14 protein-coding genes, 1 tRNA gene and 3 pseudogenes are annotated in these 15,926 nt (G+C 71.1%); 10 read left to right on the forward strand and 8 right to left on the reverse strand.

Annotation, left to right across the window (positions count from 1 at the left end; genetic code table 11):
- Together K7G61_RS34930 and K7G61_RS37200 are read left to right on the forward strand one after the other, a co-directional pair.
- Window positions 1-127, forward strand: a pseudogene (locus K7G61_RS34930) (IS110 family transposase); the annotation flags it as partial.
- Between the two features lie 399 nt (window positions 128-526).
- On the forward strand, window positions 527-895 hold the full coding sequence (locus K7G61_RS37200; protein WP_225851184.1) for a tyrosine-type recombinase/integrase: 369 nt from the start codon (window positions 527-529) through the stop codon (window positions 893-895).
- 944 nt (window positions 896-1,839) lie between these two features.
- Here the strand turns inward: K7G61_RS37200 and K7G61_RS34940 are convergent.
- Window positions 1,840-2,268 carry a hypothetical protein gene (locus K7G61_RS34940; protein WP_225851185.1) on the reverse strand — a complete coding sequence of 143 codons (429 nt, stop codon included), beginning with the start codon at window positions 2,266-2,268 and terminating at the stop codon, window positions 1,840-1,842.
- 450 nt (window positions 2,269-2,718) lie between these two features.
- On the opposite strand from K7G61_RS34940, the gene K7G61_RS34945 reads away from it, so the two are divergent.
- Window positions 2,719-3,294: a hypothetical protein gene (locus K7G61_RS34945; protein ID WP_225851186.1), complete on the forward strand. Its 576-nt coding sequence runs from the start codon at window positions 2,719-2,721 to the stop codon at window positions 3,292-3,294.
- 52 nt (window positions 3,295-3,346) lie between these two features.
- A protein-coding gene (locus K7G61_RS34950) for an IS5 family transposase (protein ID WP_374204344.1) occupies window positions 3,347-4,176 on the forward strand; the annotation gives its coding sequence in 2 pieces (ribosomal slippage) (window positions 3,347-3,695 and window positions 3,695-4,176; 831 coding nt in all).
- A gap of 40 nt (window positions 4,177-4,216) precedes the next feature.
- Here the strand turns inward: K7G61_RS34950 and K7G61_RS34955 are convergent.
- Entirely contained in the window at window positions 4,217-4,492 is a 276-nt protein-coding gene (locus K7G61_RS34955) for a hypothetical protein (RefSeq protein WP_225851188.1), read from the reverse strand.
- Between the two features lie 615 nt (window positions 4,493-5,107).
- Between K7G61_RS34955 and K7G61_RS34960 the strand changes: the two are divergent.
- Both K7G61_RS34960 and K7G61_RS36785 read left to right on the forward strand, forming a co-directional pair.
- Window positions 5,108-6,445: pseudogene (locus K7G61_RS34960) on the forward strand (IS481 family transposase); the annotation flags it as partial.
- The gene (locus K7G61_RS36785; protein WP_263985237.1) at window positions 6,439-6,858 is read left to right on the forward strand and encodes a tyrosine-type recombinase/integrase; all 420 of its coding nucleotides are present in this window, start codon (window positions 6,439-6,441) and stop codon (window positions 6,856-6,858) included. The pseudogene K7G61_RS34960 and the gene K7G61_RS36785, both read left to right, overlap by 7 nt.
- A 70-nt stretch (window positions 6,859-6,928) precedes the next feature.
- On the opposite strand, the gene K7G61_RS34970 is transcribed toward K7G61_RS36785, so the two are convergent.
- Window positions 6,929-7,002 (reverse strand) — tRNA-Pro (locus K7G61_RS34970).
- A gap of 827 nt (window positions 7,003-7,829) precedes the next feature.
- Between K7G61_RS34970 and K7G61_RS34975 the strand changes: the two genes are divergently transcribed.
- Window positions 7,830-8,243: a serine hydrolase domain-containing protein gene (locus K7G61_RS34975; protein WP_225851189.1), complete on the forward strand. Its 414-nt coding sequence runs from the start codon at window positions 7,830-7,832 to the stop codon at window positions 8,241-8,243.
- Window positions 8,244-8,716: 473 nt separating this feature from the next.
- Window positions 8,717-9,688, forward strand: coding sequence for an aldo/keto reductase (locus tag K7G61_RS34980; protein ID WP_225851190.1), 972 nt, complete (start codon window positions 8,717-8,719; stop codon window positions 9,686-9,688).
- Window positions 9,689-9,775: 87 nt separating this feature from the next.
- Here K7G61_RS34980 and K7G61_RS34985 read toward each other — a convergent pair whose 3' ends face one another.
- The 4 genes and pseudogenes from K7G61_RS34985 to K7G61_RS37205 form a co-directional block, all read right to left on the reverse strand.
- Window positions 9,776-10,447 carry a ThuA domain-containing protein gene (locus tag K7G61_RS34985; RefSeq protein ID WP_225851191.1) on the reverse strand — a complete coding sequence of 224 codons (672 nt, stop codon included), beginning with the start codon at window positions 10,445-10,447 and terminating at the stop codon, window positions 9,776-9,778.
- Between the two features lie 296 nt (window positions 10,448-10,743).
- Window positions 10,744-11,601, reverse strand: a complete 858-nt coding sequence (locus tag K7G61_RS34990) for a class I SAM-dependent methyltransferase (protein WP_225851192.1) — start codon at window positions 11,599-11,601, stop codon at window positions 10,744-10,746.
- 22 nt (window positions 11,602-11,623) lie between these two features.
- A complete protein-coding gene (locus K7G61_RS34995; protein WP_225851193.1) occupies window positions 11,624-11,968 on the reverse strand; it encodes a glyoxalase/bleomycin resistance/extradiol dioxygenase family protein in 345 nt (114 codons plus the stop codon).
- Between the two features lie 145 nt (window positions 11,969-12,113).
- Window positions 12,114-12,272, reverse strand: a pseudogene (locus tag K7G61_RS37205) (CopG family transcriptional regulator); the annotation flags it as partial.
- Between the two features lie 159 nt (window positions 12,273-12,431).
- Between K7G61_RS37205 and K7G61_RS35005 the strand changes: the two are divergent.
- A complete protein-coding gene (locus K7G61_RS35005; protein WP_225851194.1) occupies window positions 12,432-13,433 on the forward strand; it encodes a hypothetical protein in 1,002 nt (333 codons plus the stop codon).
- Window positions 13,434-13,562: 129 nt separating this feature from the next.
- Window positions 13,563-14,540 (forward strand): NAD(P)-dependent oxidoreductase, encoded by a 978-nt coding sequence (locus K7G61_RS35010; RefSeq protein ID WP_225851195.1) that lies wholly within the window; start codon window positions 13,563-13,565, stop codon window positions 14,538-14,540.
- Window positions 14,541-14,744: 204 nt separating this feature from the next.
- Here K7G61_RS35010 and K7G61_RS35015 read toward each other — a convergent pair whose 3' ends face one another.
- A complete protein-coding gene (locus tag K7G61_RS35015; RefSeq protein WP_225851196.1) occupies window positions 14,745-15,782 on the reverse strand; it encodes a hypothetical protein in 1,038 nt (345 codons plus the stop codon).
- Window positions 15,783-15,926 lie beyond the last annotated feature (144 nt).

The following is a 15,926-nucleotide window of genomic DNA, read 5'->3' on the forward strand; positions in this document are numbered from 1 at the left end:
GGCCGAGGGGCTGCTGCACACCCAGGCTCTGCTCGCCCTCGCCCGGCGTCGGGTGGATGTCCTGTGGGCGATGCTGCGTGACAAGAGGCTGTTCACCTCCGTCCCACCGGTCACGCAGGCGGCTTGACACGATCATTGAGATTCTCCTTCGAGGCTTAGACACTTCGAAGATCAGCCGGTGGCCGTCTCTCTATACGGGCACCAACCCGAATGCCGGGACAAACCCCCGGATCAGGTCCAACCCGCTACACCACTTCCAAGGACGCAACCCGAGCAGTCACCATCTCGCGGGAGGCCAAGAGGAAAGCCGAAACCCAACGCACTGCCAAGGCACCGTGGAACGAGACGGAGGTGAGGACCTTCCTCGCCGCCATCCGGGGCCATCGGCTGTACGCGGCCATGATGCTCGCGCTCATCGCCAACCGTCCCGCCGAGGTGTGCGGAGCCCGCTGGGAGGACGTCGACCTGGACGGCGCCGGCACCATCGCCATCGACAACACCCGCACCATCGTCTACGACCGAAGCCGTGAGAAGGGCGAGCGGAACAAGGTCGTGGAAAAGGGCACGAAGACCGAGGCCGGCAAGCGCACGCTGCCACTGCCCGCGCCCGTCCGCAAGGCGCTGCGCGACTTCCACGCCCGGCAGGCCCTGGAAGACGGACAGGCTGCGCCGGGAGGCGTACAAGCTCATGGAGGCGGCCGGGGTGCGCAAGGTGCGGCTGTACGACGCACGGCATGCTTGCCTGTCGTGGATGGCCAACAACGGGGTCCCGGACACCGTCGTCTCCGCCTGGGCCGGTCACTCGGACCTGAGCTTCACCAAGCGGATCTACGTCCACCCCGACCCCGAGAGCTTGCGGGCGGGCTCGAAGAAGCTCACGAAGTTGCTGGGCTGAGCCACCGAGCTGAGCAAGATCGACAACGATTGTGAGAAGCTGTGAGAGACCGAGGCCGGAAACGCCTCAGGGCCTTGTCTCACAGCTGTGAGACAAGGCCCTGACCTGGGCGTACCGCCCACTGCACCGTCGGGACGACAGGATTTGAACCTGCGACCCCTTGACCCCCAGATCATAGGTTCAAGGGTTTCCGCAGGTCAGAGGCGTTCTGAGGCACGATCAGTCGTGTGCGTGAGCTGGTGTTGTTCGGCTGCGTGCATAGCGTGTGGTCCCAAACTGGTCCCAGCAGAACTGACCCTACTCCGCGGATCGCGTCGCCCAAGCCAAGTACGCGCGCTGCACTTCGGCCGTGTACTGGCCGAGATGGAAGCGTGCCTCCTCGATGGGCTCGCCCCCTGGTCCCGGGTACATCAAGTTCGCCCAGACAACCCATTCGCCTCGTAGCCGCAGTCGAATGGAAAGGCCACCGAGGTCGGGCTCGTTCCCTCTCTGAGAGGCCACGCCGACCGTTCGAGCCGCCTCCGTGGGATATAGGGGGCCGCCAGGTCGAAGCAGTTGCCCCGGGTGTAGTCCAACCATCCTGCTGTCGCTGCGCGAGATCATGTCGAGGCCATCGATAAACAAGAGCGTGTGTACCGACGTGCACACCGGTGGCCCGGGACAAGTACTGATAAGTAGCGTGCTCGTGGTAACGACGCTCCGGACCTCGGGCCGTACAGCCCGAAGCTCGTGCGGGGGCCTACGGGGCATCTGCCTCTCGGGGACTCATGCGCCGATCATACTGGCACACTGGCTCTAGCTTGGAAGACCAGTGCGGCGGCCTCGCGGTGACCTCGTAGGGCGCCGTACAGGGCCGTTGGGGCGTCCGGCCCGCTGTTCCCCCCGGTGATTCCCCCTCGTTCGCCCCTCAGACGGGCACGCAGTGGGCACGCGGGGCACGCTGGCTACTCGTCGTCTTCGAACTCCTCGACGGACGGCGGCAACCACGCCTGCCGCGCGCGGTCGGCCCGCCACGCTGCCTCCACCTCGGCCATTGCTGCCGGGTGCTGGCACTCGACGGTGTGCGCCGGGATCACCATGTCATCCGGCAACGAGTCAAGTCCGCTGACCCGTACCGCGATCATGGCGACCGGGTAGGCCGAGTGCCGTGCGGGGCGCGTCTCCACCCGCCACCGATAGCGGCAGGGCACCTCCTTGGCGCGCATGGAAATGGTTGAGAGGTGTACCCACCGGTCGTAGTTGGTGGGCATGGTGCGCACTTCCATGCCGCACCCGGGGCACCCCTCGGGCTCGATCCGGTCGACGCTCTCCGGGTCGGGGTCGGGCCACGGTGGGGCTGTGGCACCGTCGATCTCCGCAAGCTCGTTGGCCAACCGGTTCCAACAGGGTTCGCACCGCACCACACCCAGCGGTATGACCCCTCGTGCGCACGCCGGCCGCGCTGAGTCGTGGCACTCCTCGCACACAAGCTCCTGATTGGTACGTTCTCTCCCCATACGTTCGAGTGTGAGCGCCTGTGCGCGGAGAGTAGTAGGGCGAGATCAAGCCCATCTTGACCTGAACTGTGACTCAGAAGCCGAAGAAGTGAACAGGGGTCTCGCTGACCTGGGGCCTCACGAACGATCAACGCTGTGACCTGCGGCTGAGCCGTCAACGGTTGTCAGCGTTGGTCGTCGTTGTGCGGCCTCGGACGGCCCAGAGACGGCCCGGCGGCCGGAAGGACTTGCCCGTGAGTCGTCCCCGCCCTGGGCGGGTGCGGGGAGGTTCCGGTCTGGTCATCGCAATCATCCCGGTTGATCATGGTGAGAGCGTCAAGATGAGGCATGGATCAAGGGCAAGCGGCCATATGGGCTGCGGCGATCGGTATTCCTGGGGTTCTGCTGAGTGGTGTGCTCTCATATCGCGCAGGGCGCAGGCAAGTACGTGACCAGGGTGTCATTGAACATTCGCACTGGCTTAGGCAGCAGAGACAGGACTGCTACGTACGTTTTCTCCAAGCACTACACCTCTGCCTCAAGGTGATGGATGTTCACACACAGGCTGTGGTGGCTGCGGATCGGGCAGTGCAGTCGGGTGAAGTCACGACCGGCAGCGACGAGTTCCAGCGCCTGTACAGTCCGCCCGAGGTGATCGAAAAGGTGAACGCGCTCGACGAGGTACGGGAGATCGTTCGCATGGTCGGTCCAGATGGAGTGGACGAGCGTGCTGAGGCTGTACTTCGGGCTGTCACGCTGTATTGGGGTGCCCACAACTATGTGCTCAATGCGCGTGTATCAGGGGCGGAGCAGGATCAGGAAAACGCGTGGACGAATATGGCTGACACCACGGACGATGTCGCGGACACTCGGCGGACCTTCATTGAAGCTGCCCGGTCCGCGCTGACCGATACCCGCGGTTAGGGTCCGTCCTTAGACGCCGTTTCCTTTGGTGCCGTCGGTCGTTGAGCAGTGCATGGCGGATCTGGTGAAGCGGTTGGTGCCGGATGACTTGTGGGAGCTGTTTCGGCGGGTGGTCCCTCCGACGGAGGTCGTGCGCCCGCAGGGTGGGGGTCGACGCCGGGCTGGTGACCGGGAGGTGCTGGCGGCGATCATCTTTGTGGCGACGTCGGGTTGCACCTGGCGGCAGCTCCCGCCGGTCTTCGGGCCGGCGTGGCCCACGGTCTACCGGCGCTTCGCCCAGTGGAGCAGGGCTCGGGTCTGGGCCAGGCTCCATCGCGTCGTCCTGGACGAGTTGGGGGCGCTCGGTGAGCTGGACTGGTCCAGGTGTGCGATCGATTCCGTCAGCGTCCGGGCGGCAAAAGGGGGCCTTTGACGGGACCGAATCCGACCGACCGGGGCAAGAACGGATCGAAAATCCACCTTGTCACCGACCGCAACGGACTGCCGCTCTCGCTTGGGATCTCCGCGGCCAACGTCCATGACAGCCAGGGGCTGATACCGCTGGTACGTGGTATCCCGCCGATCCGTTCCCACCGCGGCCCGCGCCGCCGACGGCCCGAAAAACTACACGGCGACAAGGGCTACGACTATGACCACCTGCGCCGATGGCTCGCGCAGCGCGGCATACGCCACCGCATCGCCCGTAGGGGCATCGAGTCCTCCCAGCGTCTGGGGCGGCACCGCTGGGTGGTGGAGCGAACGGTGTCCTGGCTGGCCGGCTGTCGCCGGCTCCACCGACGCTACGAACGCAAAGCCGCACACTTCCTTGCCTTCGCCGGCATAGCCGCGGCCTTGATCGGCTACCGTCGGCTCAGCAAGCGCGGACGGCCATCACCGTTGTGAGACGTGCAGGGCATCCGGGCCGGCGAACGTGCGCTTGTGCTCACTCAAGTGCCTCGTACTCGGGCGGCGGGTGGACCAGTTCGGGGTGTTCCAGCACGTAGCGATCACCGTGGATCGCCTGCATCGCCCAGTGCCACGCCTCATCATGAAATACAAGCCCACGGTGTGGGGAGTCATCCGGCTCGTAGGGGTATCGCTCCAGGGCGGCTTCCCTGGCTTCCTCCGGCGTCAGCCCACCATGGTGCTGCATCACCCATGCGTAGCCCCGCCGCTCAGACTGCAGACAGTCGAGGTACTCCGCCTCACTCCATGTCACGGCTCGACAGTAGACGCTCACCAAAGGAAACGACGTCTTAACCCACCACTTTCCTAACTCCCATCCCGTCTGCCGTCGGCCCGCACGTCAGTGGAGCGGGCGTGGCCCCTGGCGTCCAGGTGGAGCGCGCTACTGTACGAACGACCTGGACGCCAGGGGCCGCGTCTGCTCGGCTTGTCCCGGGTCGATGGCAGGTGGGATGGGAGTCTCCGCGCTCACCACGACGAACCTGCGGGCGCCGGCCGGTCCTCGTCCATCTCGGAGCCTGAGCGCCCCCGCCGGAGGCATCGTTCTGGCCTCGGCTGTGCGGTTCTGCCTCATGCCCTTCGGGCCTCCCCTTCCGTGGGCGCGCGCGGCGCCGGCCGGGCCGAGCGGGGCGGAGACATGAGCGACGGCGCGGCCGGGCGCCGGACGCGCGCCCGGCGGAGCGGTAGCGACGCCGGGAGCTTGATGAGGTAGAGAAACCTGTAACAACTCAGGCTGCGGGCCAGATGTCCGGTCCCGGTAGATGCTTGACAGTTCGGTCCCAGGTGATGGTTGACAGTGGCCGTGATCGGCTTTGCTGTGCGCGTCGTTGCGGCGCGTGTGGGGAGGCCGGGATTGGCGCTGGTGGAGTTGTCGGTTGTCGAGCAGAGATACCGGGCTGTCCTGGCCGTGCTGGCTGGTGCGACAGTGACCGAGGTCGCGGCTTCGCTTGGGGTGTCACGGCAGACGGTCAGCGGCTGGAAGTCCCGCTATGAGGCCTCGGGGCTGGCCGGGTTGGTGGACCGTTCCCGTAGGCCGGCGTCGTGTCCGCATCAGGCCTCTGCCGAGGTCGAGGCGGCCGTGTGCGAGCTGCGGCGCAAGCACCCTCGTTGGGGTCCGCGGCGGATCGTTCATGTGCTGGAGCGGTCCGGTGCGGTGAGCCCGGTGCCGTCGCGGATGACGGTGTATCGGATCCTGGTCCGGCATGGGCTGGTGGAGCCGGGGGTGCGGCGCAGGAAGCGGTCGGATTACAAGCGCTGGCAGCGCGATGCGCCGATGCAGTTGTGGCAGATGGACATCGTCGGCGGGGTGATGCTGGTCAACCCGGTCACGGGCGAGTTGACCGAGGCGAAGATCGTGACCGGTGTGGACGATCATTCCCGGTACTGCGTGATCGCGTCGGTGGTCGAGCGGGCGACCGGGAGGGCGGTCTGCGCGGCCTTCGTCCGGGCTTTGCGGGAGTTCGGGGTGCCGCAGGAGGTGCTGACCGACAACGGCAAGCAGTTCACCGACCGGTTCGGGCACGGTGGTGAGGTGCTGTTCGACCGGATCTGCCGGGAGAACGGGATCGCGCACCGCCTCACCCAGCCGGCGTCGCCGACCACGACGGGCAAGGTCGAACGGTTCCATCAGACGCTGCGGCGCGAACTCCTCGACGACTGCGGCGCGTTTGAGAGTGTCGAGGCGGCTCAGGCGGCGCTGGAGGGGTGGGTGGAGGAGTACAACTGCGTGCGTCCGCATCAGGCGCTGGACATGCACAGCCCGGCGGATCGGTTCACGCCCGTTGCGCTGGAGGAGCGGGAGGTGCTGGGCCTGAAGGTGCCCGGTGCGCTGTCGCTGGTCCCGCAGCAGCGGACGCCACCGCTGGCGGCGCCTGCCGCCGTGGAGCTGGTGGAGCCGGCGCCCGCTGTGGTGGCGCCGGAGGTGTCCCAGTCGCCGGTCGTGGGGTGGCAGGAGTTGGTGCCGGTGTCCGGCGGGCCGGTGGAGTTCGAGCGGGTGGTGCCTGCCAGCGGAAATCTGCAGGTCGCGGGCAAGCAGTTCTGGCTGGGTCCGGCCCGGGCGGGGCTGACGGTGACGTTCTGGGCGGACACCTCGGTGGTCCATCTGCTGATCGCCGGAGCCAGGGTCAAGACGGTCCGCTCACACAGGGGACCAAGGGCAAGCGTCGCCGGACGGTCCCGATCATTCCGGAGATCCGGCCCATGGTCGCCCGGCGCCTCGACGCGGCCGGCCGCGACCCCATGGCCCGGCTGTGCACCGGCCCCCGCGGCGGGCGCATCACCACCGCCGTACTGCGGGACGCCACGCACTGGGATGAGGTCGTGGTCCGCCTGGGGTACGAACACCTGCGGCGGCACGATCTCCGGCACACGGGCCTTACGTGGATGGCCGATGCCGGCGTGCCCCTGCACGTCCTTCGCAAGATCGCCGGACACGGCTCGCTCACCACGACTCAGCGCTACCTGCACCCCGACCGGCGCTCGATCGACCTGGCCGGGGCCGCCCTGTCCGCGCACCTGAGCGGGGCCAGGATCGACACCCAGACCACACCCCAGATGGAGCCTGGTCCCAAAGTGGTCCCACAGGATCGCCCGAAGCGGCATCTGCGGGTGGTCCGCTGAGAGCTGCCGCAGACGCGAAGAAGCCCGCTGAGCTGGAGCGATATGCTCCGCCAGCGGGCTTCGTGCACCGTCGGGACGACAGGATTTGAACCTGCGACCCCTTGACCCCCAGTCAAGTGCGCTACCAAACTGCGCCACGTCCCGGTGCTTGATCGTTCCGGGGTTGTTTCCCCGGCCGACCGCGCACGAGAAGAATAGCGCACTTCCGGGGGTGCTTGCTCACGGGTTTGCCCGCCGGGGGGTCGGCGTGGCCGGGGTGCGGGGTGGCGGTTGATCTTGCTTCCGCGCGGCCCTCCAGTGCGGTGTGTCCTGGGGCGGTCGTACGGGGACACGCATTCGGCGGGGCAGGCTTGCGGATCGGGGCAGGGGACCCCGGAGTGCCCGTGCGGGGGCATGGAGCGGGGCTGCGCCATCTCGTCGGCGATGCGGCTCACCCCGGTGCGGCTGAGGGCGACCCGCTCGGGCGGGTCGTGCGTGCGTAGGCCGCGCCCCCGCGCCCCCGTGGAATCCATCCGCAGGTGCGTACGCATGGACGGACTCGGCGGTCCGGGTGGCGCGGGGTGCACCGCGCCGGTGGTGCGGGCCGCACCACGATGAGGTGGGCCCGCACCAGTGAGCGGCGCGGCCCGCGGCGGAAAACTCGGCGGCGACCCGCTGCTCGTGCGGCGGACGTGCCCGTGCCGGAACGCCGGGCACTCGGGTGCGAGAACACCGCCGACCGCCGCCTTCCCTGGGGGAGAGCATGCCTGCACGGAACCGTCCGCCCGTCCGCCGCCGTTCCCGGTCGCTGGGGCGTCCCCTTCCGCCCGCTTGCCGTACCGTCCTCGTCACCCTGGCCGGGCCGGCCGCCGGGTCGCCGGCCCTCGCCGGGGCGCTGCCCGCGGCCGCCGTGAACCGTCCAGTCGCGGACTACCCCGCCCCGAACCGCCCCGCCCGGGTGCCGCCGGTGAACGGGGCCGCGGCTGTGGCGAGTGGTCGCCGTGCTGCCGGGTGCGGGCATCACCGGCGTCCTGGTGCGGGTCTCCGGGTCGCAGGGCGGCCGGGCCGGGGCTTCCGGTACGGCGGACCTGGCCACGGGCCGGCCCGCGGCGCCCGACGCCCCGTTCCGCGTCGGTCGCGTCACCAAGGCGTTCACGGCCACGGTGGTGCTGCAACTGGCCGTCGAGCACCGCCTCCACCTGGGCGGCACCGTGCAGCACTACCTGCCCGGCGTACTCCCGTCCGATCTGCCACCCGTCACCTTCGTGGAACTCCTCGATCACACCAGCGGCCTGCCCGGCGGCAGCGCGGACGACGGGGAGAGCGACCCGGCGCGGTTCGTCGCCGAGCGGTCGGCCATCCCACGCCGACGCAGGTCGTGGCCGAGATGGCGGGAAAGCCGATGAGTTTCGCGCCCGGCACGGCAGTGCCGGTCGGGGAACCCCGGCCGCGCCTGCTTCGGGCCGGGCGGCCTGATGCGGCAGACCGTGGACGGCGTCACCGTATGGGGGAAGACGGGCTCCCGCCGGGGTACAACACGGCGTCTTCGCCACGCCCGACCTGGCCCGGGTGCTCGTCCACGCCTTCACCCCGACCGACGAGAACGGCACGTACGCCGACGCCACCCTGGGGATCGCGCACGCCGCGCTGAACTGACCCGCCGGGCCGACGGCGCCGATTCAGCGCCATCGGTTCTCAATCCCATCGCTTCCTTCTATTGGACAGATGAGTGCCGGGCCGGGTTGGCTGGGCACTGCCGCGACAGCACCCGGGCCAGCCCGGCCGACGGTCGCCCGGCCCGGGCATCCGGCGAAAACGGGGAAGACGGCAAAGACGGAAAGACGGAAAGACGGAAAGACGGAAGTCGGAAGGACGAACGTTGCACTACCGCGAACTGGGACGGACCGGGCTGTCGGTGTCGGAGATCGCCTACGGGGCCTGGGGCATCGGCGCCTCCGGCTGGATCGGCGCCACCGAGGACGAGTCCGTCAAGGCCCTGCACCGGGCCCTCGACCTCGGTATGAACCTCATCGACACCGCCCGTGGCTACGGCGAGAGCGAGCGCATCGTCGGCTCGGTCGTACGGGAACGGGCCAGGGCCGGCGAGACCGTCGCGGTGGCGACCAAGGTTCCGCCCAAGAACCGGAAGTGGCCCGCCCCGGACGGCGTCGACCCGGCCGACGCCTTTCCCGGCTCGCACATCCGCGAAAGCCTGGAGACCAGCCTGCGGGCGAGCGGCCTCGACCACTTCGACGTGCTGCAGTTCCACGTGTGGAACGACGAGTGGCTCGGCCGCGGCGACTGGCTGGAGACCGTCGCCGACCTCAAGGCGGAGGGGAAGATCCGGCTGTTCGGCGTGTCCGTCAACGACCACCAGCCCGAGACCGCGCTCGCCCTGGTCCGCAGCGGCGCCGTGGACACCGTGCAGGTCATCTACAACATCTTCGACCAGGCTCCGGCCACCGAGCTCTTCCCGGCGTGCCAGGAGCACGGTGTCGGTGTGATCGTCCGCGTCGCCCTGGACGAGGGCGGCCTCACCGGCCGCCTCACCGCCGGTACGACCTTCCCGGAGGGCGACTTCCGCAACCACTACTTCCGCGGCGACCGTCCGGCCCAGGTCGAGGAGCGGGTCCGCGCGATCGCGGCGGACCTCGGCATCGCGGTCGAGGACATGGCGGAGACCGCCCTGCGCTTCGTACTGAGCCACCCGGCGGTCTCGACCGTCATCCCCGGCATGCGCACGGTGCGCAACGTCGAACGCAACGCGGCCGTCGGCGACGGCCGACCGCTCACCCCCGAACAACTGGCGGTCCTGGCCCGGCACCGGTGGCAGCGGAACTTCTACGCGTGAGCCCCGCCCCCGCGGGCCGGGCAGGGCAGGACAGGGCTCAGGACAGGGACTCGGAGCCGGGCGGGGCGAAGGCGGCCTCGCCCGGCGTCACCTGCTCGCCCACAGCAGTCCCCGCTCGGTGAGCGTGCGCACCTCGGGTACGTCGAAGTCGTCGGCCTTGTGCCCGATCGTGGAGACGAAGACCCTCCCGGCGCCGTGCGTCCTGGTCCACACCGCGGGCATGACGACCGCGCGGTCGCGGTCCCGGTCGGCGGGAAACGTGGTGGTGGCGAGGACGTCGATGTCCGGGTGGGTGGCGACCCAGTACTGCTCGGTGCGGACACGGAAGCCGGTCAGACCGGCGATCACCGGATGGCCGGCCCGCCCGGGCACCGGCCGCACCTCGTGGTCGAGGAAGCCGGGCGGGTGCATGAGGAACTGACCGCCCGTCAGCATGTGGTAGTCGAGGTCGCCGCGGAAGGAATCGACGATCCCGCCGTGCCACCCGGCGAATCCGGTGCCCGCGCGCACCGCCGCGGACAGCGCACGGCTGTGCTCGGGGGCGATCTCGCCCATGGACCAGCACTGGACGATCAGGTCGGTTCGGGCCGGCAGACCGGCGTCACCGTAGATCTCGGGCGACTCGGCGGTCTCGACGGCGAAGCCGTGCTCGCGCAGGAACGGCAGGAACAGGTCGGTGATCGCCACGGGCGCGTGGCCCTCCCAGCCGCCGCGGACCACCAGGGCCCGGCGCTCGGCAGGTGCGGAGGCGTCGGTCATGGGCGTCGCACGCTCCCTCGATGTCGCGCCGCGGGGCCCGGTGTTCGTGGGCCGGCGGCTCCGGTACGGGTGCCGGCGGGCGGGCGGCCTCGTCGAAGCCGACGGCGCGGGCCGGGGTGTCCAGTCGTACCAGGCCCCCGGCGACGGCGGTGACAGTGCCCGGACGGATGTCGTCGCGCCCCGCGCCGGAGTACGGGAGCCCGGCGGCCGGGGCGCGCCCGCCGGTACGGGTGAGCGCCGGCTCCGGCCGCCGGCGCTTCGGTCGGGTGCGCCCCGGTGTGCCGCGGGGGCCCGCGTCAGGTGGTGGCCAGCAGGAAGTCCTCTCCGGTCGAGGGGCGCAGGCCGTCGGCGCGGCCGGCGAAACAGCGCTCGGCCAGCGAGGCGCCCGGCACGTGGCGAACGGAGGCGAATCCGGCCTCGCGGGCCAGGGCCAGCATCTCGTGCGGGGTGTAGAAGCTGAGGAACGGCGTCCTGGACGCCCGCGCGCCCTCCTGGCTCGCGCGCAGGCCGGGGCGGTCGGCGCTGTCGAGGAGTTCGGCCGGCAGCAGGAAGGTCATGGCGAGCGTCGTCCCCGGGACGAACGCCGCGATCGCACGCAAGGCGGCCGCGTTGGCCTGCCCGGTGAGATACATGGACACGCCGGTGGAGGCGACGACCGCCGGCCGGCCGGGATCGAAACCGGCCGCGACCAGCTTCTTCTCCCAGTCGTCACCCGCCTCGAAGTCGACCGGCACCAGGCGCAGCCAGTCGGGGACGCCGTAGCCGAGCTCGGTCAGGCGCCGGCGCTTCCACGCCTGCGGGCCGGGCCGGTCGACCTCGAAGACCCGCAGGCGGGAGGCGGTCTGCGGCCTGCGCTGGGCGAAGGTGTCCAGGCCGGCTCCGAGGACGACGTACTGGGCGACACCCTGGTCCACCCGCTCGGCGACCAGGTCCTCGACGAAGCGCGCGCGGGCCACGACGGCCGCACGGAATCCGGCGGTGGCCCGCACGTCCATGTCCGGGCGGTCGCGCCATCCGGCGCCGGGATCCGCCAGCCGCAGGCCGACCTCGTCCTCCAGTACGTGCGGCGGCGCGTCCACCTGGACGTGCATCGCCCGCCACAGGGCCACTCGTACCGCGGTGCCGTCCGGCTCCCCGGTCCGCTCGTCCGTCATGCCGCTCCCTTTCGCGTCGCGTTCAGTTCCCGGCGGGGGCCTGGAGGCTCCACACCCGGCCGTCGGGGTCGCGGACGGTCATCTCCTTCGTGCCGTAGTGGGTGTCCGCGAACGGCGTGACCACCTCGACGGCCGGATCGGGGCGGAACGCGTCCGCGTCCGGCACCTTGAACACCAGCCGCATGCCGGGCTCCTGGCTCTCGGGGACCTCGGCGATGAACACGTACGGGCCGTCGCCGTTGCGCAACTGCCCGGAATCGTGGTCCGTGGAGAACTCCAGCTCGTAACCGAGCGCCTGGAAGAACTTCGCCGCCTTGCCCCAGTTGTGGGTCTCCAGGAAGACGGCCTCGATACCTTCGGTCGCCATGTCAGGCCTCCTTGTCGTTCTGCTCGGCGTGCTCTGTTCGTGCGGGATCGCCGGACTCGCCGGTATCGCCGGACTCACCGGGTACGCCGGACTCGCCGGGCCTCACGGTGGTGCCGCCCGTGCCCGTTCCGCCGTCCCCGGGTCCGCTCGGTTGGCGCCCTCGGTCGTCGTCCAGATAGGCGCGCAGGGCCTCGGCCACCAGCGCGGAAAGCGACATGCCCGACTCGACGGCGCGGTACTTGACCTGCTTGATCAGCCCGATCGGCAGGTACACGTTGAACTGCTTGACGCCCTCATCGCTCACATGAGTGATGCTAGCATCCTAGCAAGCTAGAGGCGACGCGGCCCGGCGGGCGAACCCTCCGACCCGGACCTCCGGGCGGGCGTGATAATTACGGGCGGGGGAGTGCCGGGGGAGCAGCGGGCCCGCGTCGGGCGCGCCGAAATGTGCGAGGGGCCTCGTATGTCGTGGATCAGCCGGCTCAACGTCCGCCGGGCGGAGGGCGAGAGGTATCTCCTGCGCCGCCGGCCGGTGCCCGCGATCGACCCCTCGTACGGTGATCACCGGCTCGCCGCCGTCCGCGCCGCCGCCAAGGAGGGGGGCGCCGGGAACTGGCCGGGGATCCGCGCGCACCTGGCCGCCGCGGAGGACGGCGAGGACCTGACCTTCCTGGTCGAGGGGCTGGGGACGGTGGCGGGGGTGGAGCGGTGGATCGGCGACGTGGCCGCCGCCGACCCCCGCGACGCGCTGCCGCTGCTGGTCTCGGGGGCACGGCACATCGCGTGGGCCTGGCACGCCCGTCCGCGCCTGCCGGTCGAGCAGGCCTCCGCGGGGCAGTGGAAGCTTTTCCGGACCCGGCTCGCGGTCGCCGAGGAGCACCTTTTCGAGGCGGCCGCCCGCGAGCCGTCGTGGGCGGCGCCCTGGTACTTCCTGCAGGTCAGCGGCCGGGGAAGCGAGGCGGGGGAGGAGGCCGCCGGGCGCCGGTTCGAGGAGGTGCTCCGCCGGGCGCCCGGGCACCTCGCCGCGTACCGCGAACGCCTGCGCGAGCACAGCCGCGCAGGGGGCGGCGCACAGGAGCCGATGCACGCCTTCGCCCGTGAGGCGATGCTGGCGGCGCCGCCGGGCAGCCCACTGGGGCAGCTCGTCGCCCTTGCCCACCTGGAGGAGTGGCGGGAGACCGGCGCCGACCCGGATTCGGTCCTGATGAGCCGCCCCCACGTGGTGACCGCCCTGCGGGAGGCCGCCTCCCGCTCGGTGCTGCACCCCGCCTTCGTCCGCCGCCGCGACTGGGCCCTGGGCTTCAACGCCTTCGCGATGGCGTTCGCACTCGCCGGGGAGTACCCCGCGGCGCACACCGTGTTCCGGGCGCTGGGGGACAGGCCCACCGAGGTGCCCTGGACGTACCTCGACGAGAGGTCACCCCTCGTGCCGTTCTACGCCTGGCGCGACCGGGTGAGCCGCTGAGCGGACGTCGCGCCGTGGCAGATGGCGTACGTCGCGCGGGCGCGGGGCCTGACGGGCCCGGCGGGCGGACCGGGGCCGAACCAGCACCCCTGACCGCGCCGCCCGGTGTCCGGACGGGAGAATGAGTCCATGCGTATCGTGATCATTGGCGGGACGGGACACATCGGCGGTTACCTGGTGCCGCGCCTGGTACGGCGGGGCCACGACCTGACCGTCGTCACCCGCGGCCCGAGCGAGCCCTACCATCAGGACGCGGCCTGGCAGGAGGTCCGCCGCGTGCACGCGGACCGGGACGCCGAGGACGCCGCCGGGGAGTTCGGCAAGCGGATCGCCGCCTTCGAGGCGGACGCCGTCCTCGACATGGTGTGCTTCACCCCGGACAGCGCCCGGCAGCTCGCCGGTGCCCTCGTCGGCGCCACCGGCCACCTGCTGCACTGCGGCACGGTCTGGGTGCACGGCACGCCGGTCGAGGTGCCGGTCACGGAGGACGCGCCGCGCCGGCCCTTCGGCGACTACGGGGTGAACAAGGCGGCGGCCGAGGAGTACCTGCTGCGGCAGTCGGCCCTGGGCGGGACACCCACCACGGTGCTGCACCCGGGACACATCAGCGGGCCCGGGTGGGTGCCGGTCAACCCGGCGGGCAACTTCGACCCCGAGGTGTTCGGCGCCCTGGCCCGGGGCGAGGAAGTGACCCTCCCCAACGCGGGCCTGGAGACCCTGCACCACGTCCACGCCGACGACGTGGCCCAGGCCTTCGAACTCGCCCTGCACGACCGCACGGCTTCCGTGGGCCGGGCCTTCCACGTCTGCTCCCGGCGGGCCCTGACGCTGCGCGGCTACGCCGAGGCCGTCGCGGGCTGGTTCGGCGGGACCGCGCGGCTGTCCTTCGCCCCGTACCCGCAGTGGGCGGTCGGCGTGGAGGAGGAGACGGCCCGGCAGACGCACGCCCACATAGCGCACAGCACCCACGCCGACATCGGGCAGGCACGCCGCCTGCTCGGCTACACCCCGCGCTACTCCTCCCTTCAGGCGGTGCGCGAGGCGCTGGCCTGGCTGGTGGCCGCCGGAAAGGTGGACACCGGCGGCAGGCCGCTCGGCCCGGCCTGAGAACCGCGCCACCTGCTACCTGCTACCTGCCACCTGCCACCTGCCCCCGGGGCCCGGCCCCCGGCGCACGGTGCGGCGGTGCCGAGCGCCGGGCGGGCGCGGACAGCGGTGTGCGCCCGCCCGGCACGCGGCACTCAGGACGCGGCACTTGGCACGCGGCACGCGAGGCGACGTCAGCGGGCGCGCGGCCGACGGTCCTTGCCGCTACCCGGTGACATCGGGGTTCGCGGCCAGCACGTCCTCGGCCGTCCGCCGCAGCCGGGGCAGGAACCGGACGACCGCGGCGGCGCGCTCCAGCAGGTCGCCGGTGGAGCCGGCACCGAGGTCCTCCGCCAGCGCCAGGAACGCAGGGACCCGGGCCTCGTGCAGGTGCGGAGCGTCGGCGGCCAGGACGGTGTGGCAGCGGGCGAAGGTCGCCGCGATCCAGAAGACCGCCTCGCGGTGGTCACCGCGGTCGACGAGCGCGCGGCTTCCGCCGATGGCGATCGGCCGCGCCACGGGCGTGAGGTCGCCGCTGAAGGGGAACCGGGTCCTGGCCGCTTCGGCGGTGGCGTCGAAGGTCGCGGCGAGCGCGTCCAGGTAGTGCCGTACCCGCCGCTCGGTCAGGTGCGCGCAGCCGAGGAGGCCGAGGAGTTCGGCGTAGAGGTCCATGCGCCCGTAGTCGGCGAGGACCTCGCGCGCGGCCGGGTAGCGCAGCCGGATGGTGGGGTTGCGCAGCGCGGCGACCAGGAGCACATGGCAGGTCACGCCGGTGGGGAACAGCCAGGCGTTCACCTGTTCGTGAAAGGGCGCGGAGGTGTCGGGCGCGGCGAGGCGGGTCTCGATCCTGCGCAGGGCGTCCTCGTACCTGCGCCGCACCCACGGCCGGGCGGCGAAGTCGCGCGAGACGCGCGCGTGCAGTTCCCGCAGCCGGCCGGTGGGGTCGTCGATGATCGCGTCGGTACGGAAATTCCCGGCCAGGTGGTACGAGGCCAGGACGTCCTCGGCGCGGGCGAGCTGCGACCAGGGCTGGAGGCTGACTTCCAGCAGGGCGCCCCGGTAGCCGAACTTGCCGGGCTTGACCGGCGGGTCGGCGGCCGCGGTGACGAGGAAGACGTCGACATCGGACGACGGGGGCAGGTCGGCGTCGTCCGGCAGCCCCACAGTCGAGCCGCCGAAGTACGCGCCCCGGTAGTCGGGATCGTCCCGCGCGTGCTCGGCGATCCAGCGGACCGCCGCGGAACGGGCCTGCCCGGCCTTCATCCTCGCGCGCCGCCGCGGTGGAAGATGCCGGACCGATCGTTCGCGTGCGGGGCGGCCACGGCGTCCATGGCCCGAACGTACCACCCGCCCCACGACCGCGGTACGGGCGCCCGGCGGCCGACGTGCCGGTGCCGGCCGGGATCT

Source organism: Streptomyces sp. HPF1205, from assembly GCF_020400825.1.
Taxonomy (GTDB): domain Bacteria; phylum Actinomycetota; class Actinomycetes; order Streptomycetales; family Streptomycetaceae; genus Actinacidiphila.